23 protein-coding genes are annotated in these 25,754 nt (G+C 60.7%); 17 read left to right on the forward strand and 6 right to left on the reverse strand.

The features are described from left to right. Positions 1–65: 65 nt before the first annotated feature. From tssA to J1G33_RS05325, 12 genes are all read left to right on the forward strand, one after another. Positions 66–1,094: a type VI secretion system protein TssA gene (gene tssA / locus J1G33_RS05270; RefSeq protein ID WP_223017782.1), complete on the forward strand. Its 1,029-nt coding sequence runs from the start codon at positions 66–68 to the stop codon at positions 1,092–1,094. 54 nt (positions 1,095–1,148) lie between these two features. Continuing rightward, on the forward strand, positions 1,149–1,655 hold the full coding sequence (gene tssB, locus J1G33_RS05275) for a type VI secretion system contractile sheath small subunit (RefSeq protein ID WP_003195557.1): 507 nt from the start codon (positions 1,149–1,151) through the stop codon (positions 1,653–1,655). A gap of 2 nt (positions 1,656–1,657) precedes the next feature. Further along, positions 1,658–3,154, forward strand: a complete 1,497-nt coding sequence (gene tssC / locus J1G33_RS05280) for a type VI secretion system contractile sheath large subunit (protein ID WP_005792511.1) — start codon at positions 1,658–1,660, stop codon at positions 3,152–3,154. A 171-nt stretch (positions 3,155–3,325) separates the two neighbouring features. Next, a complete protein-coding gene (locus J1G33_RS05285) occupies positions 3,326–3,814 on the forward strand; it encodes a type VI secretion system tube protein Hcp (protein ID WP_005792512.1) in 489 nt (162 codons plus the stop codon). Between the two features lie 78 nt (positions 3,815–3,892). Next, a complete protein-coding gene (gene tssE / locus J1G33_RS05290) occupies positions 3,893–4,408 on the forward strand; it encodes a type VI secretion system baseplate subunit TssE (RefSeq protein ID WP_005792513.1) in 516 nt (171 codons plus the stop codon). Continuing rightward, positions 4,405–6,264: a type VI secretion system baseplate subunit TssF gene (gene tssF / locus J1G33_RS05295; RefSeq protein ID WP_148853787.1), complete on the forward strand. Its 1,860-nt coding sequence runs from the start codon at positions 4,405–4,407 to the stop codon at positions 6,262–6,264. Before tssE ends, tssF begins: the two co-directional genes overlap by 4 nt. Continuing rightward, positions 6,228–7,271, forward strand: a complete 1,044-nt coding sequence (tssG, locus tag J1G33_RS05300; RefSeq protein WP_223017783.1) for a type VI secretion system baseplate subunit TssG — start codon at positions 6,228–6,230, stop codon at positions 7,269–7,271. The genes tssF and tssG overlap by 37 nt, the downstream gene beginning before the upstream one ends. After that, complete coding sequence (gene tssH, locus J1G33_RS05305) at positions 7,264–9,927, forward strand: type VI secretion system ATPase TssH (RefSeq protein ID WP_223017784.1); 2,664 nt, start codon at positions 7,264–7,266, stop codon at positions 9,925–9,927. Before tssG ends, tssH begins: the two co-directional genes overlap by 8 nt. A gap of 156 nt (positions 9,928–10,083) precedes the next feature. Next, positions 10,084–12,030 carry a type VI secretion system Vgr family protein gene (locus J1G33_RS05310; RefSeq protein ID WP_032878689.1) on the forward strand — a complete coding sequence of 649 codons (1,947 nt, stop codon included), beginning with the start codon at positions 10,084–10,086 and terminating at the stop codon, positions 12,028–12,030. A gap of 15 nt (positions 12,031–12,045) precedes the next feature. Next, a complete protein-coding gene (locus J1G33_RS05315) occupies positions 12,046–12,480 on the forward strand; it encodes a DcrB-related protein (RefSeq protein ID WP_032878688.1) in 435 nt (144 codons plus the stop codon). 14 nt (positions 12,481–12,494) lie between these two features. Continuing rightward, positions 12,495–16,865, forward strand: a complete 4,371-nt coding sequence (locus J1G33_RS05320; RefSeq protein ID WP_223017785.1) for an RHS repeat-associated core domain-containing protein — start codon at positions 12,495–12,497, stop codon at positions 16,863–16,865. 10 nt (positions 16,866–16,875) lie between these two features. Beyond that, positions 16,876–17,250 (forward strand): DUF4259 domain-containing protein, encoded by a 375-nt coding sequence (locus tag J1G33_RS05325; protein WP_032878687.1) that lies wholly within the window; start codon positions 16,876–16,878, stop codon positions 17,248–17,250. A gap of 102 nt (positions 17,251–17,352) precedes the next feature. On the opposite strand, the gene J1G33_RS05330 is transcribed toward J1G33_RS05325, so the two are convergent. From J1G33_RS05330 to J1G33_RS05340, 3 genes are all read right to left on the reverse strand, one after another. Then, entirely contained in the window at positions 17,353–17,628 is a 276-nt protein-coding gene (locus J1G33_RS05330; protein WP_003195589.1) for an HU family DNA-binding protein, read from the reverse strand. A gap of 191 nt (positions 17,629–17,819) precedes the next feature. Beyond that, complete coding sequence (locus tag J1G33_RS05335; protein ID WP_223017786.1) at positions 17,820–18,968, reverse strand: FAD-dependent oxidoreductase; 1,149 nt, start codon at positions 18,966–18,968, stop codon at positions 17,820–17,822. 36 nt (positions 18,969–19,004) lie between these two features. Continuing rightward, positions 19,005–19,172 (reverse strand): rubredoxin, encoded by a 168-nt coding sequence (locus J1G33_RS05340; RefSeq protein ID WP_002555879.1) that lies wholly within the window; start codon positions 19,170–19,172, stop codon positions 19,005–19,007. A gap of 195 nt (positions 19,173–19,367) precedes the next feature. Here J1G33_RS05340 and J1G33_RS05345 point away from each other — a divergent pair, with 195 nt between their 5' ends. Both J1G33_RS05345 and ubiA read left to right on the forward strand, forming a co-directional pair. Continuing rightward, positions 19,368–19,931, forward strand: coding sequence for a chorismate lyase (locus J1G33_RS05345; protein ID WP_223017787.1), 564 nt, complete (start codon positions 19,368–19,370; stop codon positions 19,929–19,931). Further along, the gene (ubiA, locus tag J1G33_RS05350) at positions 19,931–20,821 is read left to right on the forward strand and encodes a 4-hydroxybenzoate octaprenyltransferase (protein ID WP_148853784.1); all 891 of its coding nucleotides are present in this window, start codon (positions 19,931–19,933) and stop codon (positions 20,819–20,821) included. Before J1G33_RS05345 ends, ubiA begins: the two co-directional genes overlap by 1 nt. A gap of 56 nt (positions 20,822–20,877) precedes the next feature. Here the strand turns inward: ubiA and J1G33_RS05355 are convergent, their stop codons facing one another. After that, positions 20,878–21,261: a hypothetical protein gene (locus J1G33_RS05355; protein ID WP_078822653.1), complete on the reverse strand. Its 384-nt coding sequence runs from the start codon at positions 21,259–21,261 to the stop codon at positions 20,878–20,880. 154 nt (positions 21,262–21,415) lie between these two features. Between J1G33_RS05355 and phoB the strand changes: the two genes are divergently transcribed. The 3 genes from phoB (at position 21,416) to J1G33_RS05370 (ending at position 24,993) form a co-directional block, all read left to right on the forward strand. Beyond that, positions 21,416–22,105, forward strand: a complete 690-nt coding sequence (phoB, locus tag J1G33_RS05360) for a phosphate regulon transcriptional regulator PhoB (RefSeq protein WP_005792526.1) — start codon at positions 21,416–21,418, stop codon at positions 22,103–22,105. A gap of 81 nt (positions 22,106–22,186) precedes the next feature. Continuing rightward, positions 22,187–23,455 carry a phosphate regulon sensor histidine kinase PhoR gene (gene phoR, locus J1G33_RS05365; protein WP_262416742.1) on the forward strand — a complete coding sequence of 423 codons (1,269 nt, stop codon included), beginning with the start codon at positions 22,187–22,189 and terminating at the stop codon, positions 23,453–23,455. 197 nt (positions 23,456–23,652) lie between these two features. Continuing rightward, on the forward strand, positions 23,653–24,993 hold the full coding sequence (locus J1G33_RS05370) for a hemolysin family protein (RefSeq protein ID WP_005792528.1): 1,341 nt from the start codon (positions 23,653–23,655) through the stop codon (positions 24,991–24,993). Positions 24,994–25,055: 62 nt separating this feature from the next. Here the strand turns inward: J1G33_RS05370 and J1G33_RS05375 are convergent, their stop codons facing one another. After that, on the reverse strand, positions 25,056–25,355 hold the full coding sequence (locus tag J1G33_RS05375; protein ID WP_005792529.1) for an XRE family transcriptional regulator: 300 nt from the start codon (positions 25,353–25,355) through the stop codon (positions 25,056–25,058). 4 nt (positions 25,356–25,359) lie between these two features. Further along, positions 25,360–25,683: a type II toxin-antitoxin system RelE/ParE family toxin gene (locus J1G33_RS05380; protein ID WP_005792530.1), complete on the reverse strand. Its 324-nt coding sequence runs from the start codon at positions 25,681–25,683 to the stop codon at positions 25,360–25,362. Positions 25,684–25,754 lie beyond the last annotated feature (71 nt).

Raw genomic sequence — 25,754 nt, forward strand, 5'->3', positions numbered from 1 at the left:
GTTCATTGCGCAACTAATGCATGCGTTGCCCGCCTTCCAGCGGGCTGATAAGGAGATCGAACTCAGTGGATGTGCCGTTGCTGCTCACCGCCGTTTCTGCAACTTCGCCCTGTGGCGAAGACATGGAATATGACGCGCAATTTCTGCAATTGGAACGTGATGCCAAGGGCCAGCCCGAGCGCAGCATGGGCGACTCGATCCTGCCCGCCGAGCCGCCGGAGTGGCGCAGCATCCAGCAGCAGAGCCTCGACCTGTTGCAGCGCAGCAAAGACCTGCGCATCACTCATTTCCTGCTGCAAAGTTCCCTCGCCTTGCAGGGCGTGGCCGGGCTGGCTGAAGTCCTTGTCCTGATCAACGCCTTGCTGCGCGAATACTGGGCCGACGTGCATCCGCGCCTGGATGCCGACGACGACAACGACCCCACCGTGCGCATCAACGCCCTGACCGGCCTGACCTGCGACACCAATATTCGCCTGTTGCGCGAAAGCATCCTGACACGCTCACGCACCTTCGGGCCCGTGAGCCTGCGCGCCGCGCTCAACGCCAGTGGCCTGCAGAGTTTTGCCGACGAGCAACTGGGCAACCAGCAGCTCAACGCTGCATTCCTCGACAGCGACCCCGAGCTGCTGCAAGCCACCCGCGACGCGTTGATCGCAGCGCGTACGGCCTGCGAAGCCATCGAGCAACAGGTCAATGACCAGGTCGGTTCCGCCCAGGGCGTGGACCTCAGCGCCTTGAAGCAGCCGCTCAAGCAGGCCCTGCAAATACTCAATCAAGCGGTGCCCGGCACCGACAGCAGCAGCGAACCCGAGGCCGTCAGTGAAGACAATGCCCCCTCGGTCGATTTCGCCGCCGCACCCGCCGCACCCGTAGCCCCGCGCCCGACGGGCGACATCGCTACCCGCGATGACGTGTTGCGCAGCCTCGACAAGATCCTTGCGTACTACACCCGACACGAGCCTTCGAGCCCGCTGCCGGTGTTGTTGAACCGAGCGAAAAATCTGGTGCACGCCGACTTCGCGGCCATCGTGCGCAATCTGATTCCCGACGGCATGTCCCAATTTGAAAACCTGCGCGGCCCGGACAGCGAGTAAGCCGCCGGACCGTGCAGTAACAACACCGTCGCTCAAGCGACCAGGAGCAGCAACGTGGCGAAGCAAAGTTCTCAGAAATTCATCGCGCGCAACCGTGCGCCTCGAGTGCAGATCGAGTACGACGTCGAGCTCTACGGCGCCGAGAAAAAGGTCCAGCTGCCCTTCGTAATGGGTGTGATGGCCGACCTCGCCGGCAAGCCCGCCGAGCCGCTGGCACCCGTGGCCGACCGCAAGTTCCTTGAAGTGGACGTCGACAACTTCGACTCACGCCTCAAGGCCATGCAGCCACGCGTGGCGTTCCACGTACCCAACGAGCTGACCGGCGAAGGCAACCTGAGCCTGGATATCACCTTCGAAAGCATGGACGACTTCAGCCCGGCCGCCGTGGCGCGCAAGGTTGACTCGCTGAACCAGTTGCTCGAAGCCCGCACTCAGTTGGCCAACCTGCTGACCTACATGGACGGCAAGACCGGCGCTGAAGAAATCATCATGAAGGCGATCAAGGACCCGGCACTGCTTCAGGCACTTGCCAGCGCGCCCAAGCCTGCAGGGGAGCAGTAATCATGACTGACAATACCGCCCGCGAAGGCAGCCAGATCCTGGGTGCCACCGAAGAAGCCAGCGAGTTCGCCAACCTGCTGCTGCAAGAATTCAAACCCAAGACCGAGCGTGCCCGCGAAGCCGTGGAAACCGCGGTGCGCACCCTGGCTGAACAAGCCCTGGCGCAAACCGACTTGGTGTCCAACGATGCGATCAAGTCGATCGAATCGATCATCGCCGCCATCGACGCCAAGCTCACCGCCCAAGTCAACCAGATCATCCACCACCAGGATTTCCAACAGTTGGAAAGCGCCTGGCGTGGCCTGCACTATCTGGTCAACAACACCGAGAGCGATGAGCAACTGAAGATTCGCGTGCTCAACATTTCCAAGCCGGAGCTGCACAAGACCCTGAAGAAATTCAAGGGCACCGCGTGGGACCAGAGCCCGATCTTCAAGAAGATGTACGAAGAAGAATACGGCCAGTTCGGCGGCGAACCCTACGGCTGCCTGGTGGGCGATTACTACTTCGACCAGTCGCCACCCGACGTGGAACTGCTGGGCGAGCTGTCGAAAGTCTGCGCCGCCATGCACTCTCCGTTCATCGCGGCCGCATCGCCAACCGTGATGGGCATGGGCTCCTGGCAGGAACTGTCGAACCCACGCGACCTGACCAAGATTTTCACCACCCCGGAATACGCCGGCTGGCGCTCGCTGCGTGAATCGGAAGACTCGCGCTACATCGGCCTGACCATGCCGCGCTTCCTGGCGCGCCTGCCGTATGGCGCCAAGACCGACCCAGTGGAAGCCTTCGCCTTCGAAGAAAACACCGACGGCGCCGACAGCTCCAAGTACACCTGGGCCAACGCCGCCTACGCGATGGCGGTGAACATCAACCGTTCGTTCAAGCACTACGGCTGGTGCTCGCGCATCCGTGGTATCGAGTCTGGCGGTGAAGTGGAAAACCTGCCGGCCCACACCTTCCCTACCGATGACGGTGGTGTGGACATGAAGTGCCCGACCGAAATCGCTATCAGCGACCGCCGTGAAGCGGAACTGGCGAAGAACGGTTTCATGCCGCTGCTGCACAAGAAAAACACCGACTTTGCCGCGTTCATCGGCGCACAGTCGTTGCAGAAACCGGCCGAATACGACGATCCGGACGCCACCGCCAACGCCAACCTGGCCGCGCGCCTGCCGTACCTGTTCGCCACCTGCCGTTTCGCCCACTACTTGAAGTGCATCGTGCGCGACAAGGTCGGCTCCTTCAAAGAGAAGGACGAGATGCAGCGCTGGTTGCAGGACTGGATCCTCAACTACGTCGACGGCGACCCTGCGCACTCCACCGAAACCACCAAGGCCCAGCACCCATTGGCGGCTGCCGAAGTGATCGTGGAAGAAGTCGAAGGCAACCCGGGGTATTACAACTCCAAGTTCTACCTGCGCCCGCACTACCAGCTTGAAGGGCTGACGGTGTCGTTGCGACTGGTATCGAAGCTGCCTTCTGCCAAGAGCGCATAAGTAACTGTTGAACCGGTTCTTCTGTGGGAGCCGGGCTTGCCCGCGATGCAGGCGACGCGGTCTGCCAGCCAGACCGCGGTGATGCTATCGCAGGCAAGCCAGCCCCCCAGAAAAGCACTGCCCCATTGGCGGTAACCCAATATCGTGGCTGAGACCACACAGGGAGAAAACATGGCTGTTGATATTTTCATCAAGATCGGCGACATCAAGGGCGAGTCCATGGACAAGGCCCACAAGGACGAAATCGACGTATTGAACTGGAGCTGGGGCATGGCCCAGTCCGGCAACATGCACGTTGGCGGTGGCGGCGGTGCGGGCAAGGTGAATATCCAGGACCTGTCGCTGACCAAGTACGTCGACAAGGCTTCGCCCAACCTGATGATGCACTGCGCCAGCGGCAAGCACATCGACAAGGTCAAGCTGACCGTGCGCAAGGCCGGTGGCGAAAGCCAGGTCGAGTACATGGTGATCAACCTGGAAGAAGTGCTGGTCACCTCCCTGAGCACCGGCGGCTCGGGCACCGATGATCGCCTGACCGAGAACGTGACCCTGAACTTCGCCCAAGTGATGGTCGACTACCAGCCGCAGAAAGCCGACGGCACCAAAGACGGCGGCGCGATCAAGTTTGGCTGGAACATCCGTTCCAACACCAAGCGCTGATAGCCCCTGTGGCCGTGACCCCGCGCCACGGCCACAGGCATCTTGTCTCTCTCGCAACCCGTCCGTGGAGCTGCTTTGGTGGTAACTGAAATCGCTTCCCGCGACCGTCTGCAACCGTCCCTGCTGGACCGGCTGACCGACGACGACCCGACCAATCCCAAGGAAAGCGCCGACAAACGCGTGCTATCCCTGACCCAATTGAAAGCCTCGGTACTGCGTGACCTGGCGTGGCTGCTCAACACCACCTCGTTACTTGATGCCGATGCGACGCTGCACACCCCGGCCGGTACCTCGGTGGTCAATTACGGCCTGCCGGCACTGGCGGGCAACAGCGTTTCCAGCGTCGACATCAAGGCCCTGGAAGCCCTGATCTACCAGGCCATCGCCACCTTCGAGCCACGCATCCTGCGCCACACCCTGCGGGTCAAAGCCCGTGTCGGCCATGGCGAGATGAACCACAACGCCCTGAGTTTCGAGATCGAAGGTGACCTGTGGGCGCAGCCAGTGCCGTTGCGCCTGCTGCTGCAAACCGACCTGGACCTGGAGTCCGGCCACGTACGCGTGGTCAATGCCGACCAGCGGAGACGCCCATGAATCCGCGCCTGCTGGAGCTGTACAACCAGGAACTGCACCACGTGCGCGAAAGCGCCGCCGAGTTCGCCAAGGAATACCCGAAGATCGCCAGTCGGCTGACCCTGTCCGGTATGGACTGCGCCGACCCCTACGTCGAACGCTTGCTTGAAGGCTTTGCCTACCTCACGGCCCGGGTGCAGCTCAAGCTCGACGCCGAGTACCCGACCTTCACCCACAACCTGCTGGAAATCGCCTACCCGCACTACCTGGCGCCCACCCCGTCGATGACCGTAGTGCAATTGCAGACCGACCCGGATGAAGGCTCCCTGGCCAGCGGTTTCCCCCTGCCCCGCGACACGGTACTGCGCGCCGCCCTGGGCCGCGAAACCCAGACCTGCTGCGAGTACCGCACCGCACATCCGGTGACGCTGTGGCCCTTGCAGGTCAGTCACGCCGAATACTTCGGCAACCCCGCCGCCGTGCTCGGTCGCCTGGCCGCCAGTGAGCCGAAAGCCAAGGCGGGGTTGCGCCTGACCTTGCGCACCGGCGCCGAATTGCCGTTCAGCAGCCTTGAGCTGGATAACCTGCCGCTGTACCTCAGTGGTGCCGACGAGCAACCATTCCGCCTCTACGAACAACTGCTGGGCAATGCCTGCGCGGTGTTTGCACGCAAACCCGGCGGCGATTGGGTTGAGCGTTTGCCCCAAGACGCGTTGCGCTCCCGTGGGTTTGACGATGCCGACGCGGCGATGCCGGTAGTGGCGCGGGCGTTCCAGGGCTACCGGTTGTTGCAGGAATACTTCGCCCTGCCCCACCGCTTCCTGTTCGTCGAGTTCGCCGAGCTGGGCCGGGCGGTCAAGCGTTGCGACGGCCAGGAGCTGGAACTGATCGTGCTGTTCGACCGCCACGAACCGAGCCTGGAAGGCAGCGTTGGCGCAGCGCAGTTTTTGCCCTTCTGCACCCCCGCGATCAACCTGTTCCCAAAACGTGTAGACCGCATCCACTTGTCTGACCGGGTCAACGAACACCACGTGATCGCCGACCGCACGCGGCCGATGGATTTCGAGATTCACTCGTTGAGCGGCATCACCGGCCACGGCACCGGGCCGGAGCAGCCGTTTTTACCCTTCTATGCAGTGCGTGATCCGTCGCGTTATGGCCGTGACCAGGCTTACTACACGGTGCGCCGCGAGCCACGCGTGCTGTCCAGCGACCAGCGCCGCAACGGTCCGCGCTCCACCTACGTGGGCAGCGAAACCTTCGTCAGCCTGGTGGACAGCCGCCAGGCGCCTTACGGCCATGACTTGCGCCAGTTGGGCGTCACGGCGCTGTGCACCAACCGCGACTTGCCGCTGTTCATGAGCGTGGGCAATGGCAAGACCGATTTCACCCTGGCCGACAGCGCCCCGGTGCTTTCAGTGCGTTGCGTCGCAGGCCCCAGCCGCCCACGCGCCAGCCATGCCCACGATGCCAAGGCCTGGCGCCTGATCAGCCAGCTGTCGCTCAATTACCTGTCTTTGAGCGAACAGGGCCAGGGTGCCGGCGCCCTGCGTGAGTTATTGCGCCTGTACGGCGACAGCAACGACGCCGCCCTGCAATTGCAGATCGAAGGCTTGCGCGAAGTCAGCAGCAAGGCGGTGACCCGGCGCCTGCCGATGCCTGGCCCGATCGTGTTTGGCCGGGGCCTGGAAATCACCCTGCAATTCGATGAGAACGCGTTTCGCGGCACCGGTGTGTTTCTACTCGGTGCGGTGTTGGAGCGCTTCCTGGCACGTTATGTGTCGATCAACAGTTTTACCGAAACGGTGATCCGTACCACCGAACGCGGCGAGATCATGCGATGGAAAGCCAAGCCCGGACGGCGTCCGACCCTGTGAGTACCCTGGATGCGATGCATCAGGAGCCCTGGGAATATGACTTCTTCCAGGCGCTGCGACGTATCGAGTGCGAATCGCCGGACCTGCCGCGCCTGGGCGATTCCCTGCGCCTGGCGGATGACCCGTTGCGCCTCGGGCAACAGGCCGATTGCACCTTCGCGCCGGCCACGCTGGCGTCGGTCGACCCCGGCGGCGACGGCAAGCCGGCGCGGCTGGAGCAGTTCTTCTTCGGCCTCGGCGGCCCCAATGGCCCGCTGCCGCTGCATATCACCGAGTACGTGCGCGAGCGTCAGCGCAATAACGCCGACAGCACCAGCAAGCAGTTCCTGGATGTGTTCCACCATCGCTTGCTGACGCTGTTCTACCGAGCCTGGGCCGAGGCACGTCCGACGGTCAGCCACGACCGGCCGGACGATGACTACTGGTCCGCACGCCTCGCCGCCCTGAGTGGGCGGGGTATGCCGAGCCTGCTCAATCAGGGGTTGATTGCCGATACCGCCAAGCTGCACTACAGCGGCCACCTGTCGGCGCAAACCCGCTACCCGGACGGTTTGAAGGCGATCCTCGGCGAGTATTTCGGCCTGCCGGTAGCGATCGAGGAATACGTCGGCCAATGGCTGGAATTGCCCGAGCGCAGCCGCGTCGGTGTGAGCGCCAACCAGTTGGGCGTGGACTTTTGCCTGGGCCGCTTTGTGTGGGACCGCCAGCATAAATTCCGCATTCGCCTGGGCCCACTCAAGCTGGACGACTACATGGGGATGCTGCCTGGTCATCAACCGTTCAACGAACTGGTGGCCTGGGTGGCCGAGTACCTGGGCCATGAACTGGACTGGGACCTGAACCTGGTTTTGCAACAACCCGAAGTTCCGGCACTGCAACTCAACGGCCAGTTCCGCCTGGGTTTCAATACCTGGCTCGGCCAACCTGCGCATGACGCCAACGACCTAATCCTGGCCCGGCATTACGCCGACCACGCCACCACCTCAAGGAATCCAGAGCATGGGTGAAATCAGTCGCGCCGCACTGTTCGGCAAACTCAACAGCGTGGCCTACAAGGCCATCGAAGCCGCCACCGTGTTCTGCAAGTTGCGGGGCAATCCGTATGTGGAGCTGGCCCACTGGTTTCACCAGTTGCTGCAATTGCAGGACTCGGACCTGCACCGCATCATCCGCCAGTTCAACCTGGAACCGGCGCGCCTGGCCCGTGACCTTACCGAGGCCCTGGACCGCCTGCCACGCGGCTCGACCTCCATCACCGACCTGTCCTCCCACGTGGAGGAAGCGGTGGAACGTGGCTGGGTGTACGGCAGCCTGATGTTTGGCGAAAGCCAGGTGCGCACCGGTTACCTGGTGCTGGGCATTCTGAAAACGCCGAGCCTGCGCCACGCGCTGCTGGGCTTGTCCGCCGAATTCGACAAAATCAAGGCCGAAGCCTTGAGCGAGCGCTTTGACGAGTATGTCGGCGACTCGCCGGAAAATGCCTTGAGCGCCAGCGATGGTTTCAATGCTGGAGCAGTGCCGGGTGAAGCCAGCGGTGCGATGGCGCCGAGTGCGATGGGCAAGCAGGAAGCGCTCAAGCGCTTCACCGTTGACCTGACCGAACAGGCCCGCAGCGGCAAGCTCGACCCTATCGTCGGCCGTGACGAAGAGATTCGCCAACTGGTAGACATCCTCATGCGTCGGCGCCAGAACAACCCGATCCTCACCGGTGAGGCCGGGGTGGGCAAGACCGCCGTGGTCGAAGGTTTCGCCCTGCGCATCGTCGCCGGTGACGTACCGCCGGCCCTGAAGGATGTAGAACTGCGCAGCCTCGACGTGGGCCTGCTGCAAGCCGGCGCCAGCATGAAGGGCGAGTTCGAACAGCGCCTGCGCCAGGTCATTGAAGACGTGCAGGCGTCGCCCAAGCCGATCATCCTGTTTATCGACGAAGCCCATACCCTGGTGGGCGCCGGCGGTGCCGCCGGTACAGGTGACGCGGCCAACCTGCTCAAGCCCGCCCTCGCCCGTGGCACCTTGCGCACCGTGGCCGCGACCACCTGGGCCGAGTACAAGAAGCACATCGAAAAAGACCCGGCCCTGACCCGTCGCTTCCAGGTGGTGCAAGTGGCTGAGCCGTCGGAAGACAAAGCGCTGCTGATGATGCGCGGCGTGGCCTCGACCATGGAAAAACACCACCAGGTGCAGATCCTCGATGAAGCCCTGGAAGCCTCGGTGAAGCTGTCGCACCGCTACATCCCGGCGCGCCAGTTACCGGACAAGTCCGTTAGCCTGCTGGACACTGCCTGCGCCCGTGTCGCCATCAGCCTGCACGCGGTGCCCGCCGAAGTGGACGACAGCCGTCGCCGCATCGAAGCGCTGGAAACCGAACTGCAAATCATCGCCCGCGAACAGGCCATCGGCATTGCCATTGGTACGCGCCAGAGCAACAGCGAAGCCCTGTTGAGCACCGAGCGCGAGCGCCTGGCGACCCTGGAAAACCGTTGGGCCGAAGAGAAAGCCCTGGTGGATGAACTGCTCGCCACCCGTGCAACCCTGCGCGAAAAAGCCGGCGCGGTGGACAGCGGCAGCGATGAATTACGCACGCAACTGATCGACCTGCAACAGCGCCTCACCGCCCTGCAAGGCGAAACCCCGCTGATCCTGCCGACCGTGGATTACCAGGCCGTGGCCTCGGTGGTCGCCGACTGGACCGGCATCCCGGTGGGCCGCATGGCGCGCAACGAACTGGAGACCGTGCTCAACCTCGACCAGCATCTGAAAAAACGCATCATCGGCCAGGACCACGCGCTGCAAATGATCGCCAAGCGCATCCAGACCTCCCGTGCCGGCCTCGACAATCCGAGCAAGCCGATTGGCGTGTTCATGCTGGCCGGCACCTCGGGTGTGGGCAAGACCGAAACCGCCCTGGCACTGGCCGAAGCCATGTACGGCGGCGAGCAGAACGTCATCACCATCAACATGAGCGAGTTCCAGGAAGCCCACACCGTGTCCACCCTCAAGGGCGCGCCACCGGGCTATATCGGCTACGGCGAAGGCGGCGTGCTGACCGAAGCGGTGCGGCGCAAACCCTATAGCGTGGTGCTGCTGGATGAGGTAGAGAAAGCTCACCCGGACGTGCATGAGATCTTCTTCCAGGTGTTCGACAAGGGCGTGATGGAGGATGGTGATGGTCGGGTGATCGACTTCAAGAATACCCTGATCCTGCTGACTACCAACGCCGGTACCGAGCTGATCTCCCACGTCTGCAAGGACCCGGCGAACATTCCCGAGCCGGAAGAAATCGCCAAGGCCCTGCGCCAGCCGTTGCTGGAGATTTTCCCACCGGCGCTGCTGGGGCGTTTGGTGACCATTCCCTACTACCCGCTGAGCGACGAGATGCTCAAGGCGATCACGCGCCTGCAACTGAACCGCATCAAGAAGCGCGTGGAGAACACCCACAAAGTCGCCTTTGACTACGACGATGCGGTGGTCGATTTGATCGTCTCGCGCTGCACTGAAACCGAAAGCGGTGGGCGCATGATCGACACTATCCTCACCAACAGCCTGCTGCCGGACATGAGCCGTGAGTTCCTCACGCGCATGTTGGAAGGCAAGGCGCTGGCGGGGGTTCGGATCAGCAGCCGGGATAATGAATTGCACTACGACTTCAGCGACGCAGATTGACCTGACGGGACACGGTCAAAATGTGGGAGCTGGCTTGCCTGCGATAGCGGTGTATCAGTCAACATCAATGTTGAATGTTCAATTGCTATCGCAGGCAAGCCCCCTCCCACATTGGATTCGGTTTCTTCAGTTATTACGACACTTACGGGTTAACCGATGCTATTCAACCAAGCCTCACGCCTGGCCAAGATCACCAGCCCTCTCGGGCCGGATGTGCTGTTGCTCAACGAAATGGGCGGCGGTGAAGAGTTAGGAAGGCTGTTCAACTATGAGCTGCAACTGACGTCCCTGGACGCCAACATCGACCTCAACCAGTTGCTCGGCAAGCCCATGAGCGTGGGCCTGCAACTGGCGGACGGTGGCGAGCGGCACTTTCACGGCATCGTCGCGCGTTGCAGCCAGAACATCGACCAGGGTCAGTTCGCCAGTTACCAGGTCACCCTGCGCCCATGGCTGTGGTTGCTCAGCCGCACCTCCGATTGCCGGATTTTCCAGAACCTGAGCATCCCGCAGATCATCAAGCAGGTGTTTCGCGACCTGGGTTTTTCCGATTTCGAAGACGCCCTGAGCCGACCGTATCGCGAGTGGGAATACTGCGTGCAGTACCGCGAGACCAGCTTCGATTTCGTCAGCCGCCTGATGGAACAAGAAGGCATCTACTACTTCTTTCGCCATGAACAGGATCGCCACGTACTGGTGCTGGCCGACGCCTATGGCGCCCACACCACGGTGCCGGGCTACGGGTCGATCCCCTACTACCCCAAGGACGAGCAGCAACGCGAACGCGACCATATGCACAACTGGCACTTGGCGCAGGAGGTGCAGCCGGGTTCGCTGGAGCTCAACGACTACGACTTCCAACGCCCCAGCGCGAGCATCGACGTGCGCTCGGCCATGCCGCGCCCACACACCGGCGGCGACTATCCGCTGTACGACTACCCCGGCACCTACGTGCAAAGCGCCGACGGCGAACACTACGCACGTACCCGCATCGAAGCCCTGCAAACCCTGCACGAGCAGATCGAGTTCGCCGGCAATGCGCGTGGCCTGGGGTCGGGCCACCTGTTCAGCCTCACCGGCTTCAGTCGTCAGGATCAGAACCGCGAATACCTGATCGTCGGCTGTCGCTACTACATCGTCCAGGAAAGCCTGGAGAGCGGCGGCGGCTCCGGTTCGGCGCAATTCGAAAGCAGCCTGACCTGCATCGACGCACAACAGAGTTTCCGCCCACTGGCCAACACCCATCGCCCTATCGTCAAAGGCCCGCAGACTGCATTGGTGGTGGGCCCCAAAGGCGAGGAAATCTGGACCGACCAGTACGGCCGCGTGAAGGTGCATTTCTACTGGGACCGCCACGACCAATCCAACGAGAACAGCTCGTGCTGGATCCGTGTGTCGCAATCCTGGGCCGGCAAGAACTGGGGCTCGATGCAGATTCCACGAATCGGCCAGGAAGTGATCGTCAGCTTCCTTGAAGGCGATCCGGACCGCCCGATCATCACCGGGCGGGTGTACAACGCCGAGCAGACTGTGCCTTACGACCTACCGGAAAACGCCACCCAGAGCGGCATGAAAAGCCGCTCCAGCAAAGGCGGCACGCCGGCCAACTTCAATGAAATCCGCATGGAGGACAAGAAGGGTCTGGAGCAGTTGTATATCCATGCCGAGCGCAATCAGGACATCGTGGTGGAGGTGGATGAAAGCCACTCGGTGGGGCATGACCGCAACAAGAGTATTGGCCATAACGAGACGGTGACCATCGGCAGCAATCGTCTGCGGGTTGTGCGCAACAACGACACGGTGATCGTGGGTGGCGCCAAGTCCGACAGCGCCGCCACGCACTACACCATCGAGGCCGGCGAGAGTATTCGCCTGGTGTGCGGCGACAGTGTGATCGAGCTCAAGGCAGGCGGGGATATCAACCTGACCTGCGGCTCGTTCAACCTGTTTTCCACCGGCAGCAGCAAGATCCAGACAAAGGGCAAACTGGACATCAACCTGGGCAGTGACAAGGGCACATCGCCCGGCGCCCAGGGCGTGCAAGACACGATCAAGTCCGCCGTCGAATCAAAATTCCCCGGCAAGCCCGGCGCTGGTCAATAACGAGACTTCTTCACCATGAATTACCTGATCAACGAAGCCCAATTCACCCTGCCCGATGCCGAGGTACAGGACACCTCGATCAATATCCTCAAGTTCGCCAAGCTGGGCACCACCCTAGTGGTGAGCCGCAGCCCGTTGGCGGACGGCGAGAGCCTGCAAAGCAATTTCGAAGGCCAGCTGAAAAAACTCGAGCAGCAGGTCAAGGATCTGCGCTATTCCCCTGCACAAGCGGTCAAGGTCGGTCCGACGCAGGACATCGACGCCTTTGAAGTACAGAACCGTTTCAACAAAGGCAGCGACAACATTTACCAATATCAGCTGGCAATGCAGATACCCGGCACCCGCCAACTGATTGCACTGAGCTACGTCAAGACCCAGCCCCTGGGCCCTGCCGAGGCGGCTCATTGGGCAACGCTGAAAAACACGCTCAATTTTACTGCTACGCCCTGAGTCGAGCCTGAGCGATGAGTGACGATCTTTGGGCTGCCCGCGAAGGCGACGCACTGCTGCACACCTCGGTGATGGCCGATATTCTCGGCGGTGTGCTGGAAGTGGCCGCCTATGCGGCGATCACTACTGTGGGCTGCCTGGCCGTTGCCGGAGCGGTGTTCCTCGCGACCGGTGCAACCATTGCCACAGGCGGTGTTGCATTGGTTTTGGTGGTGGGCGCGGTCGTCGGCATCACCGCTGGGCTCACTGGCGCCGACTTGAAGATATCCAGTTGGTGCGAGTCCGCCGCCAACTGGGTGTTTCCGCCGGTGATCGATGCGTTCATCACCAGCGGCTCGCACAACGTGTTCATCAATGGCAAAAAGGCTGCCCGCGCCGCCGGCAAGATGACGGCTGTGCCCGTCGCGCCCAGCGAGCCGCCAGCGCCAAGCTTCCTGGATATGGCCGGAGAGTTTTTCTCGCAGATGTGGCGCCCGACTGTCGCCTCGCCTGCGCCCGGCACAGAGCCTTGCCCGCTGGACACCGTGGCGTGCAACAAGCACCCGCCCATGCCCCTGCAGTTCATTGCCGAGGGTTCCAGTTCGGTATTCATCAATGGTCAGCCGGCGGCACGCAGCGGGGATCGCAGTACCTGTGACGCCAAGATTGGAACGGCTGAGGGTCTGATTTCGCCGGATGTGCGCATTGGTGGCGAGACCATTGTGGTGCAGGAGATTCGTAGCGGGAAAACGCCGGGGGTGGGGCTGGCGATTGCCGTGGTGATGGCGTTGCGGGGCAATGTGAAGTGTTTCTGGACCAAGCTGCCGTGCATGATCGGAAGTGCGCTGGTGGGGGGAGCGATTTCTTATGGGACCGCCAAGGTCACCTCTGCGCTCAAGGGCGCCATGAATGGCTCGCCCAATCCGGTGCACAGTGCGACGGGGGCCAAGATCCTGGGCGGGGACGAGGAACTGGACTTCACGTTGCCGGGATTGCTCCCGATAGATTGGCAGCGCTTTTACAGCAGCCTCGACACACGCCGGGACGGCCTATTTGGCGCTGGATGGAGCGTCGCGTATGAGGTGTCGATCGAGATAGAAGCAGACGAAAACCTGGTCTACATCGACGAACAAGGACGCCGCCTGGAGATCGGTTACATCCCGTTGTCCGGCGGAGCGTTCGATCCGGGCCAAGGCCTTGCAGTCAGGCGCAGTGGCGACGGCGCGGTATTGGTCGAAAGCATCGACGGCCTGTATCGCCTGTTCGAGCCCGACCCGCTGAACAGCTCGCGGATGCGCTTGCATCTGCTGGGTGATCGTAATGAGGGCCGGATTTTCCTCGACTACGACAGTCAGGGCCGACTGTATCGCCTGCGCGACACCCACGACTTGATGCATGTAGAACTGAACTACGCGGCTGAACACCCTAGGCGTGTGAGCCACATCGAACGGCGTTACCTGCGCCAGGACCATTTCGATGCACGCAGCGACGTACTTGTCAGTTATCGCTATGACAGCAACGGCGATCTTGCCGAAGTATTGGATGCCCAAGGCACAACCCTTCGACTCTTTGCCTACGACAGCGGCAGGCGCATGGCCGAGCACCAATTGCCGAGTGGTTTGCGCTGTTTCTACCAATGGGCTGAAGTACCAGGGCCAGACGGCCCGGAATGGCGCGTCAGCCGGCACTGGACCGACGCGGGCGATGAATACCGCTTCGATTACGATCTGGACGCCGGCATTACCCGCGTGACCGACGGCCTGATGCGGGTCAGCACGCGGCATTGGAACCCGCAGTTCCAGATCACTCGCTACGTCGATAACCTGGGCCATACGTGGCAGTTTGAATGGAGCGAAGATCGCCAGTTGCTCGGCGCGATTGACCCGCAAAACGGCCAGTGGCGTTTCAACTATGACGCATCCGGCAACCTGAGCGCCGTCATCGATCCGCTGTCCAGAACCCGCGGCACGCAGTGGCTGGAACACTGGGCATTGCCCCAAGTGGAAACCGATCCGGCAGGCAACAGTTGGCATTATCGCTACGACCAGCGTGGCAACTGCATCGAAGAAATCGACCCCTTGGGAAACCGTACGCGTTACGTCTATGACGGTTTCGGTCAGCCGGTGCAAATCATCGACGCCACGGAAAAGACCAGAACGTTGCATTGGAACGAGTGGAGCCAACTGGTCGAAGAAGTGGATTGCTCGGGTTATCCGACTCGTTATCAATACGATGCGTTTGGCTATCTGGTAGTGCAGACCAATGCCGAAGGTGAATCGGTGCGTTACCGATACGGGCCTCAGGGACTATTGCTGGAATGCCAGCTTCCAGATGGTCGTGTGGAGCAATTTCAACGTAGCACCAATGGTTATCTGACGGTTTATATCGACCCGGCCGGTAGCACCACGCGCTATGCCTATGACGTACGCGGCCTGGTCAAGCAACGCTGGGATGCGCATAACCGCACGGTCATGTTCGATCATGACGCCTACGGGCGACTTCGCAAGCTGACAAACGAGAACGGAGAAAGCTACCGCTTTGAATGGGACGCGGCCGACCGTATGGTGCAGCAGCAAGACCTCGACCAGAGTCGGCGCTGCTACACCTATGATTCGCTGGATGATGTCGTAGCCGTGGACTACCTGCCGGGGATGGAAGGCGAACCGGTAGCTGCGTTGTCACACCAGTTTCAGCGAGATCCGATTGGGCGCCTGGTCAGCAAAGTCACTGCGGACGGCACCACCGTTTATGAGCATGATCTGAACGATCAACTGGTGGCCGTCACCTTCACCGCGCTTGACGGCGCAGAACAGGTACTGGGTTTCAGCTATGACGCGCTGGGACAACTGCTGCAGGAGCAAAGCACAGCGGGGTCCTTGCAGCATCACTACGACGAATTGGGCAACCTGATTCAGACCCGGTTGCCCGACGGACGATGGCTGAACCGCCTCTACTACGGCAGTGGCCACCTGCATCAGTTGAATCTCGATGGTAAGGTCATCAGCGACTTCGAGCGGGATCGTTTGCACCGCGAAGTGCAGCGCACTCAGGGCCAACTCAAGACGAGTACCGCCTATGATCGAAATGGACGGGTTCGCTCGCGACAGCGCCGTAGTATTGACCAACCGTGGCAGTTGCCACCGTTGGTTGAGACTGAATACTGCTACGACCCCAGCGATAACCTGATCGGGCGTCGTCGTACTGACCGTCAAGAGCTTCTGGGCTACGACAGTACGGGACGCATCCTCGTCAACCACCAAGTAGGACACAGCGAAACCTACGCCTATGATGCTGCCGCCAATTTGCTCGACGGCCCGACCCAAGGTGGTCTGGTAAGGCATAACCGCCTGCTCACCTATCAAGACAAACGTTACAAGTACGACGCCCTTGGGCGGATGATCGAGAAAAGCAGCACGGCGCGGGGGTTGCAACGGTTTACTTACAATGCCGAGCATCGCTTGATCGAAGTGCGTAGCCAGAAAGGCGCGCTGAACACGATTGTGAGGATGGTGTACGACCCCCTTGGGCGGCGTATTGGCAAAACCGAGCACGATGCCAATGAGCTCTGCCTGGGAGAAACACGCTTCGACTGGGATGGCTTGCGTCTTCTACAGGAACATCGGCATAGCCAGACCAGCCTCTATCTATATGACAATCACAGCTATGACCCGCTAGCTCGCGTGGACGGTACGGGGAAACACCAGTGTGTGCGGTATTACCACAATGACCTGAACGGACTGCCAGAGTACCTCACCGAGACTGATGGGCTCATAGTTTGGCAAGCGCGCTACAAAGTATGGGGCGCCCCTCTTGAAGAGGTGCGCGAAGCGTACTTCATCGAGGAGCAGAACCTGCGATTCCAGGGTCAGTATCTTGATCGAGAAACCGGGTTGCATTTCAATACTTTGCGGTATTACGACCCCGACATTGGCCGTTTTACGACACCTGACCCTATAGGTCTGGCAGGTGGCTTGAATCTTTACGCTTATGCCTCGAACCCGCTGACTTGGATCGATCCTCTTGGACTTAACCCAGCGCTCCTGGAGGCGCTTGGCGCGGATGCAAAATCAGTCGGTGTTTATCGATTTACTGACAAAAATGGCAAGCTCTACGTAGGTTCCACTACTGATCAAACCTTCGGCTCAAGACTGAGTCAGCATGTCGCTTCCGGAAAACTGCCGGCTGACAAAATCAGCTCGGTACAGTTACACAGTATGAACGGGGCCACCGCCCAGGAAATCTATAAGGTCGAAGCCAGTGAAATTGTGCGAAATGGCGGCAGGAGCGTAGACGGCGGGAAAACCTCTAACCTTCGAGCGCCTGCCGGTACACGTGAGCTATTCAAAAACCCCAACTGGGTCGCAACAGAAAAATCTAAACCATCACGATTCGGAAAATGTGGCTAAGGAGTCAAAAATGGGCGCCTGGAATTACAACCCTTGGGAAAACGATGAAGCCGCGGACTGGTTTCAGGAATTCTGGAAACAACAAAATTTTGCGGTCTTGATCAACGAAATCAGCCAGTTTAATCCCGCTGAAGAACGTTATGACGCCTTTAGGGCTGCCTGTTATCTATTACAAACCCTAGGCAACCCCTATATATGGCCAGCCGAGTATCTGGCAGAACTCAAACCCCTGATCGAGCAGGCTATTTCAATTCTGACCCAACTGATTGACCCGCCCAATGACGAATGGGGGTTTCTTGATATGTGGGGCGACAGCGCCGATGTTATCAACGCCGTGGAGGAACAAATCGACGCTCTGAAAATGCGATTAGGCGAGCTGGCTTAATCTGGCATACGTATCGGCACCCAACAAAAATGGGCACCCGACCCAGTCGGCGTGCCCATTTTCTTTACCGCCCCGCCTCCCTTCGAGACGGTACCGCTTAACTTACGGGTTGACGCTGTCTTTGAGCGACTTGCCCGGTTTGAACGCGACGGTGTTGCTTGCCTTGATCTTCACAGGCTCACCGGTTTGCGGGTTCTTGCCGGTGCGGGCGCCGCGGTGGCGTTGCAGGAAGGTGCCGAAACCCACCAGGGTGACGCTGTCCTTGCGGTGCAGGGCGCCGGTGATTTCTTCGAGTACGGCGTTAAGGACGCGGTTGGCCTGCTCTTTGGTGAGGTCTGCTTTTTCAGCGATGGCGGCTGCGAGATCTGGTTTACGCATAAATGAAGCCTCTTTGACGGTTTTTTGTTGTTATGTCCGTGCTGCTCTCTGGTGGAGCAGCGCCCAAGGCGCCGCAGGCTCTACTCTGCGGCAGACGGGAGTGAGGATGGCACGCCCTCGCACGCTCCGCCAGTCTCCCGGCGACCTTTCTACAGGCGAAACGGTGCTGATTCCGACAGAACGGCTGGCATTTACGCCAGCAATGGCGGAAGTTCTTTGTTCAGGGCCAGTTTTTCCATGACGGCGCTGCCGGTCAGCGCGTATCCCAGCAGGCGGCCGCTGGCGTCGCGACACAGGGCCTTGATGTCGGCGCCCTGCCCTTCGACGCTCCACACACCTTCGGTGCCCCGTGGCGCAGGTGACACCACCAGCGGGCAGACCGGGGTTTTCACGGTGACCGGCATAGGCCCATAGCTCACCGCCGTGGCGTTGCCGGCCAAGGTTTGCGCCAGGGCACGGGCGCAGCTCATCAGTGGCATCACGTACAGCAGGTTCAAGCCGTCGACCTCGGCGCAGTCGCCCAGGGCGTAGATGTTGGCGTGGGACGTCTTGAGGTGACGGTCCACCATGATCCCGCGATTGATTTGCAGGCCGGCGGCGGCGGCCAGGTCTACACGAGGACGCAGGCCGATGGCGGACACCACCAGGTCACAGTGGATCACATCACCGTCCGACAGGTGCGCCTCAAGGCCATCAGCCGTGCGTTGCAGGCGATTGAGCACCGGGCCCAGGTGGAAACGCGCGCCGATGCCTTCCAGCCCGGCTTGCACCGCTGCGGCAGCCGCCGGGTGCAGCAGGGTCGGCATGACCTGCTCACAGGGTGCGACCAGGTCGATTTCATAGCCGCCGAGGATCAGGTCGTTGGCAAATTCGCAGCCGATCAGGCCAGCGCCAAGCAACAACACGCGACGTTTGCCGGCAGCCGCGGCGCGGAAGCGCGCGTAGTCTTCCAGGTCGTTGATCGGAAAAATCAGTTCAGCCCCATCGCCTTCAACCGGTACGCGCACGGTTTCTGCGCCCCAGGCCAGGATCAGGTCGCGGTAGGCCACCGCTTCCTCGCCGATCCACAGGCGCTTGTGGCCTGCGTCGATGCCGCTGACACGTGTATGGGTGCGCACTTCGGCCTTGAGCTGCTCGGCCATGGCGCCGGGTTCGGCCATGCTCAGGCCATCGGCTTCCTTGTTCTTGCCAAAGCCGGTGGAGAGCATGGGCTTGGAGTAGGAGCGCCCGTCATCCGCGGTGATCAGCAGCAATGGGGTCTCGCTGTCGAGCTTGCGAAACTCCCGGGCTACGTTGTAACCGGCCAATCCTGTGCCGATGATCACGACGGGTGCGTTCATTCCTTTCTCCTTGTAGTACGTGTCTTAAACTAAGAATTAGCCGATTTCGATCATTTCGAAATCCATTTTGCCCACGCCGCAGTCCGGGCACAGCCAGTCTTCCGGGACGTCTTGCCACAGCGTGCCCGGAGCTATTCCGTCATCCGGCCAGCCGTCCGCTTCGTTGTAGATCAAGCCACAGACGATACATTGCCACTTCTTCATTACGTGCTTCCTCAAGTCCAGGCATTTTGGCCGGCGGTCGATGGATCCAGCGTTGCCGCACGGCTCAGGGCGTTTTGTACTGATCGAGGCCGGCAGATGCAAGCACGATCGACGCAAACGGCCGGTTTGGCGCGGCAAAAGTTCAGGGTGCCATGGTAAGCTCGCCGCCTCTTTTGCTGCCAATACTGACTCACCGTGCCGCACTCAATCGCCCCTTCCGATGCTTGCCAATGGCTGACCCAGAGCCTTCTGAGTCCCTTGCCCACGCCCTTGACCCTCAACTGGCTGTTTGACGAAGGCTCGCTGACGCGACGGCTGACAGGGCTGTCCAACGACGGTTTCAGCGTGACGCCGCTGTTCGAAGGCTGGCAGCCATTGCGCGACGATGAATGTGCCGCCCTGGGCCTGGCCCCGGCCAGCATCGGCTGGGTGCGCGAGGTGTACCTGCGTGGGCATGACCAGCCGTGGGTGTTTGCACGCAGCGTGGCGGCGCGCAGTGCCTTGCAGGGCGACGGGCTGCACATGGACGAGCTGGGCAGTCGCTCGCTGGGGGAGCTGTTGTTCTGCGACCGCGCCTTTACCCGCCAGGCCATCGAAGTGTGCCATTACCCTCGCCCATGCCTGCCGGCAGCGCACCAGACCGACGGTTTGTGGGCGCGCCGCTCTCGCTTCGATCGCGGCGCGCTGAGCGTGCTGGTGGCAGAAGTCTTCCTGCCGAGTTTCTGGCACGCGCTGCATGACCATCCGGAGAACTGCTGATGTATCAACGTCTGCTCAAGTCCTTGAACCGCCTGAACCCCAGGGCCTGGGATTTCATTCAGTTGACGCGCATGGACAAGCCCATTGGCATCTACCTGTTGCTGTGGCCGACATTGTGGGCACTGTGGATCGCCGGCAAGGGCTCGCCGTCGCTGCTTAATATCGTGATTTTCGTGTTGGGCGTGGTGCTGACCCGCGCCGGTGGCTGCGTGATCAATGATTGGGCTGACCGCAAGGTCGATGGCCATGTGAAGCGCACCGAGCAACGCCCACTGGTGAGCGGCAAGATCAGCTCGAAAGAGGCATTGGTGTTTTTTGCCGTGTTGATGGGTATCAGCTTCCTGCTGGTGCTGCTGACCAACGCCAGCACTATCCTGCTATCCCTGGGCGGCCTGGCGCTGGCAGCCAGCTACCCGTTCATGAAGCGCTACACCTATTACCCGCAGGTAGTGCTGGGCGCGGCGTTTTCCTGGGGCATGCCGATGGCGTTTACCGCCGAGACCGGCCATCTGCCCGCTACCGCGTGGTTGCTGTATATCGCCAACCTGTTGTGGACCGTGGGCTACGACACCTATTACGCCATGACCGACCGTGATGACGACTTGAAGATCGGGGTGAAATCCACCGCCATTCTGTTTGGTGATGCTGATCGCGTGATCATCCTGACCCTGCAAGGGCTGTCGCTGGTGTGCCTGTTGCTGGCCGGCACGCGGTTTGAACTGGGGGGTTGGTTCCAACTGGGGTTGCTGGCGGCGGCGGGCTGTTTTGCCTGGGAGTTCTGGTACACCCGGGACAGGGACCGTATGAAGTGCTTCAGGGCGTTCTTGCATAACCATTGGGCGGGGTTGGCGATTTTTGTCGGGATTGTGGTGGATTACGCGGTTCGGTAGTGCAGGACTGACGCCATCGGGGGCAAGCCCCCGATGGATTCAGCAGCGCCGCAGACTTAAGGCTTGATGATGTGCCAGGCGCCACCCTTGCCATCCCCGGTCTTGTCACCGGCTTTCTTGTCGTCCTTGTAGGTGTAGACCGGCTTGCCTTTGTAGGCCCACTGGCTGGTCTGGTCGTCGCGGGTGATCACCGTCCAATCACCGTCACCGGTCGTGGTGTCGGTGGATTCTGCCTTCAGCGGTGGCCAGTTGGTCGCGCACTGGTCCTTGCACACTGACTTGCCATCGGCGTCCTTGTCGAAGGTGTAGAGCGTCATGCCCTTGTGATCCACCAACATCCCTTCTTTAGTCATCGCAGGCTCTGCCGCAAACGCCAGGCCTGGCAGCGCCAAGGCTGCGGATAGCAGCAGGGCTTTCCAGGAAATCGTGCTGTAAGTCATCGGAACCTTCCTTTTGTGGTTGTCAGGATTCGGACCCAAAGGGTAGTCCAGAGTGCCCTGAATTGCCCAAGCGACTAAATTACTGTCACACGACTGCAATAATTCCGTTATCTAATGCGGCGCAAGACAGTTAAATGACAAGAGGATTTTGAGCATGGTTGGCAGGAGCATTCTGATTGTTGACGACGAAGCGCCCATTCGCGAGATGATCGCCGTTGCGTTGGAAATGGCCGGCTATGACTGCCTGGAGGCGGAAAACTCCCAGCAGGCCCACGCCATTATCGTCGACCGCAAGCCGGACCTGATCCTGCTCGACTGGATGCTGCCCGGCACGTCCGGCATCGAGTTGGCCCGGCGCCTCAAGCGTGACGAACTGACCGGGGATATCCCAATCATCATGCTCACCGCCAAGGGTGAAGAGGACAACAAGATCCAGGGCCTGGAAGTGGGCGCCGATGACTACATCACCAAACCTTTTTCCCCTCGGGAGCTGGTGGCGCGCCTCAAAGCCGTATTGCGCCGTGCCGGCCCGACCGATGGCGAAGCGCCGATCGAAGTCGACGGCCTGATTCTGGACCCGATCAGCCACCGCGTGACCATCGACGGCAAGCCCGCCGAGATGGGCCCGACCGAATACCGATTGCTGCAATTCTTCATGACCCACCAAGAGCGCGCCTACACCCGCGGCCAATTGCTGGACCAGGTGTGGGGCGGCAATGTGTATGTGGAGGAGCGCACCGTGGACGTGCATATCCGCCGCTTGCGCAAAGCCTTGGGCGACGCGTACGAGAATCTGGTACAAACCGTGCGCGGCACCGGCTATCGGTTTTCCACCAAAAGCTGAGCCAGCCCCTTCCTCCCTTAACAGCTGACAAGGACGCATGTTTAAGTGAACCAGAACTGGCATGGCACCCTGATCCGCCACATGCTTCTGTTGATCACTGCTTGCCTGCTGGTCGGGCTGATCAGTGGCTATTACGGCTGGAGCCTGGCCGCCGGCATCGCGTTGTACCTGGGCTGGACCCTCAAACAATTGCTGCGCCTGCATGAATGGCTGCGCCAGCACAAACCCGACGAGGCGCCGCCCGATGGCTATGGCCTGTGGGGTGAGGTGTTCGACAGCATCTACCACCTGCAACGCCGCGACCAACGGGTACGCGGGCGCCTGCAAGCGGTGATCGACCGGGTGCAGGAATCCACCGCGGCGCTCAAGGACGCCGTGATCATGCTCGACAGCGACGGCAATCTGGAATGGTGGAACCGCGCCGCCGAAACCCTGCTGGGTCTCAAGACGCCACAGGACAGCGGCCAGCCGGTGACCAACCTGGTGCGCCACCCGCGCTTCAAGGAATACTTCGAGCAGGACAACTACGAAGAAGCCCTGGAAATCCCGTCGCCCACCAACGACCGCGTACGCATCCAGCTGTACCTGACGCGCTATGGCAACAATGAGCACTTGATGCTGGTGCGTGATGTGACCCGCATCCATCAGCTTGAACAGATGCGCAAGGACTTCGTCGCCAACGTCTCCCACGAGCTTCGCACACCGCTGACGGTGATCTGCGGCTACCTGGAGACGCTGCTGGACAACGTCGACGAGATCAACCCGCGCTGGAGCCGCGCCCTGCAGCAGATGCAGCAGCAAGGCTCGCGGATGCAGACCCTGCTCAACGACTTGCTGCTTTTGGCCAAGCTTGAAGCCACCGATTACCCCTCGGATAACCACCCGGTGGCAGTGCAAAGCCTGCTGCACACCATCAAGAATGACGCCCAGGCGCTCTCCGGTGAACGCGGCCAGCAGATCACCCTGGAAGCCGACCCAACGGTGCTGCTCAAGGGCAGTGAGGGCGAGTTACGCAGCGCGTTCTCCAATTTGGTGTTCAACGCGGTGAAGTACACCCAGGACAAGGGCAATATCCGTATTCGCTGGTGGGCCGACGAACAGGGCGCGCACCTGAGCGTGCAGGACTCGGGTATCGGCATCGACGCCAAGCATCTGCCGCGCCTCACCGAACGCTTCTACCGCGTTGACTCCAGCCGCAACTCCAACACCGGCGGCACGGGGCTCGGCCTGGCCATCGTCAAGCATGTGTTGTTGCGCCATCGGGCACGCCTGGAAATCAGCAGCGTGCTGGGGCATGGCAGTACGTTTACCTGCCATTTTCCAACAACGCAGGTGACGCGTCGCCAGTGATCGACAATGATGAATAACTCAAATACAGCCCCCTCCCACATTGGATTTGTATGCTTTTGGAGAACAGGTTCCTTGCCCCGCCCGGCAGCGGGCACTAGGCAAGCGCCCCGTCAGCCGCTACATTGGCCGACTTGCGCCTGCCTTTCAGGCTCACCTGTCATCCCTTATTGAACACACGGAACCTGCAAAACCCCATCATGGACCCTTCCCCTGGCATTACCCTCGCTACACTCTTCGCCGATTTCGGCATGATTCTTTTTGCACTGATCCTGGTACTGCTCAACGGTTTCTTCGTTGCGGCGGAATTTGCCATGGTCAAACTGCGCGCCACGCGGGTCGAGGCCATCGCCCACAAGAACGGTTGGCGCGGGCAGATCCTGCGCACCGTACACAGCCAGCTCGACGCCTACCTGTCGGCCTGTCAGCTGGGTATCACCCTGGCGTCCCTGGGCCTGGGCTGGGTCGGTGAACCGGCCTTTGCGCACATCCTCGAGCCAATGCTGGGCGCAATCGGCGTGCAGTCGCCGGAAGTGATCAAGGGCGTGTCGTTCTTTGCCGCCTTCTTCGTGATTTCCTACCTGCACATCGTGGTCGGTGAGCTGGCGCCCAAGTCCTGGGCGATTCGCAAGCCCGAGCTGCTGTCGCTATGGACGGCAGTGCCGCTGTACCTGTTCTACTGGGCGATGTACCCGGCCATCTACCTGCTCAACGCCAGCGCCAACGCCATCCTGCGCATCGCCGGCCAAGGCGAGCCTGGCCCCCACCATGAGCACCATTACAGCCGCGAAGAGCTCAAACTGATCCTGCACTCCAGCCGTGGCCAGGACCCGAGCGACCAAGGTATGCGCGTACTGGCCTCTGCGGTGGAAATGGGCGAACTGGAAGTGGTGGACTGGGCCAACTCCCGGGAAGACCTGGTGACCCTGGACTTCAACGCCCCGCTCAAAGAGATTCTTGCGCTGTTCCGTCGCCACAAATTCAGCCGGTACCCGGTGTATGACGCGGTGCGCAATGAGTTCGTGGGCCTGTTGCACATCAAGGATCTGCTGCTGGAACTGGCCGCCCTGGACCATATTCCCGAATCCTTCAACCTGGCCGAACTGACCCGCCCGCTGGAACGCGTCTCGCGGCACATGCCGTTGTCGCAACTGCTGGAGCAGTTCCGCAAAGGCGGCGCGCACTTCGCCCTGGTGGAGGAAGCCGACGGCAAGATCATCGGCTACCTGACCATGGAAGACGTGCTGGAAGTACTGGTGGGCGATATCCAGGATGAACACCGCAAGGCCGAGCGCGGCATCCTCGCCTACCAGCCCGGCAAATTGCTGGTACGTGGCGACACGCCGTTGTTCAAAGTCGAACGCCTGCTGGGCGTCGACCTGGACCACATCGAAGCCGAAACCCTGGCCGGCCTGATCTACGACACCCTCAAGCGCGTGCCGGAAGAAGAGGAAGTGCTGGAAGTGGAAGGCTTGCGGATCATCATCAAGAAGATGAAAGGGCCCAAGATAGTACTGGCCAAGGTCTTGCTGCTGGACTGACCTTCGATTGCCCAATGCAAAATTGGGCAATATCCCAAGCGTCGTGACGACCTAAACGATCGTCACGCAGGCAGCGCGTTGAAACAGATATCCACATTCATCTGCGCCGCGGCCGACAGATTGACTAACGCATCAAGAGAACACTTGTCGATCTTGCCGTTGAGTACGTCGTTCAGGCGAGGCTGGCTGATACCCAGCCTTAGCGCCGCATCCTTCTGGGACAGCTCCCAGCTACGAATGGTGTTGCACAACTCCAACAGCAGCTTTGAGCGTAGGCGCATATTGGCGGCTTGCGCTGGCGTGTCCTCCAGAGCATCCCACACAGAGTTGAAACGTTCGGTATGTAACTTTTGATTTGTCATGGGCTTAACCTAATTCCTGCAATCTGGCACGCGCCAATTCGATATCCCGCCCTTCGGTTTTCCGTGTGGTCTTGCGCAACGCGTGCAGCACATAGACAGCTTCAGGCCGATTGACCACGTAGAACACTCGAAACGCTCCCGACTCTTCAGTGATCCGAATCTCATTGACGCCCCTCCCGATCGTTTTCATCGGCTTGCAATCGAAGGGCTGCTCACCCTGTTGCAACAGATCCAACTGAAAACCGGCTGCCCTTCGGGCGTCGAGAGGAAAATCCTTGAGATCCTTGAGCGAGCTTCCTAGAAACACCACATCCTTGTGCCTTGGCATTGACTTCTCCTTTCCTGGAAAGAAAAAGCGTAATCGACGACTCAACCAAAGGCGGTGCAGCTGTGTTTCAA

This window comes from Pseudomonas sp. P867, from assembly GCF_019891455.1.
GTDB lineage: Bacteria > Pseudomonadota > Gammaproteobacteria > Pseudomonadales > Pseudomonadaceae > Aquipseudomonas > Aquipseudomonas synxantha_A.

Coding starts and splice junctions, on each gene's coding strand:
- tssC (WP_005792511.1), top strand. CDS start 1,658: ATGACTGACAATACCGCCCGCGAAGGCAGCCAGATCCTGGGTGCCACC.
- J1G33_RS05285 (WP_005792512.1), top strand. CDS start 3,326: ATGGCTGTTGATATTTTCATCAAGATCGGCGACATCAAGGGCGAGTCC.
- tssF (WP_148853787.1), top strand. CDS start 4,405: ATGAATCCGCGCCTGCTGGAGCTGTACAACCAGGAACTGCACCACGTG.
- tssG (WP_223017783.1), top strand. CDS start 6,228: ATGGAAAGCCAAGCCCGGACGGCGTCCGACCCTGTGAGTACCCTGGAT.
- tssH (WP_223017784.1), top strand. CDS start 7,264: ATGGGTGAAATCAGTCGCGCCGCACTGTTCGGCAAACTCAACAGCGTG.
- J1G33_RS05310 (WP_032878689.1), top strand. CDS start 10,084: ATGCTATTCAACCAAGCCTCACGCCTGGCCAAGATCACCAGCCCTCTC.
- J1G33_RS05315 (WP_032878688.1), top strand. CDS start 12,046: ATGAATTACCTGATCAACGAAGCCCAATTCACCCTGCCCGATGCCGAG.
- J1G33_RS05320 (WP_223017785.1), top strand. CDS start 12,495: ATGAGTGACGATCTTTGGGCTGCCCGCGAAGGCGACGCACTGCTGCAC.
- J1G33_RS05325 (WP_032878687.1), top strand. CDS start 16,876: ATGGGCGCCTGGAATTACAACCCTTGGGAAAACGATGAAGCCGCGGAC.
- J1G33_RS05330 (WP_003195589.1), bottom strand. CDS start 17,628: ATGCGTAAACCAGATCTCGCAGCCGCCATCGCTGAAAAAGCAGACCTC.
- J1G33_RS05335 (WP_223017786.1), bottom strand. CDS start 18,968: ATGAACGCACCCGTCGTGATCATCGGCACAGGATTGGCCGGTTACAAC.
- J1G33_RS05340 (WP_002555879.1), bottom strand. CDS start 19,172: ATGAAGAAGTGGCAATGTATCGTCTGTGGCTTGATCTACAACGAAGCG.
- ubiA (WP_148853784.1), top strand. CDS start 19,931: ATGTATCAACGTCTGCTCAAGTCCTTGAACCGCCTGAACCCCAGGGCC.
- J1G33_RS05355 (WP_078822653.1), bottom strand. CDS start 21,261: ATGACTTACAGCACGATTTCCTGGAAAGCCCTGCTGCTATCCGCAGCC.
- phoB (WP_005792526.1), top strand. CDS start 21,416: ATGGTTGGCAGGAGCATTCTGATTGTTGACGACGAAGCGCCCATTCGC.
- phoR (WP_262416742.1), top strand. CDS start 22,187: ATGCTTCTGTTGATCACTGCTTGCCTGCTGGTCGGGCTGATCAGTGGC.
- J1G33_RS05370 (WP_005792528.1), top strand. CDS start 23,653: ATGGACCCTTCCCCTGGCATTACCCTCGCTACACTCTTCGCCGATTTC.
- J1G33_RS05375 (WP_005792529.1), bottom strand. CDS start 25,355: ATGACAAATCAAAAGTTACATACCGAACGTTTCAACTCTGTGTGGGAT.
- J1G33_RS05380 (WP_005792530.1), bottom strand. CDS start 25,683: ATGCCAAGGCACAAGGATGTGGTGTTTCTAGGAAGCTCGCTCAAGGAT.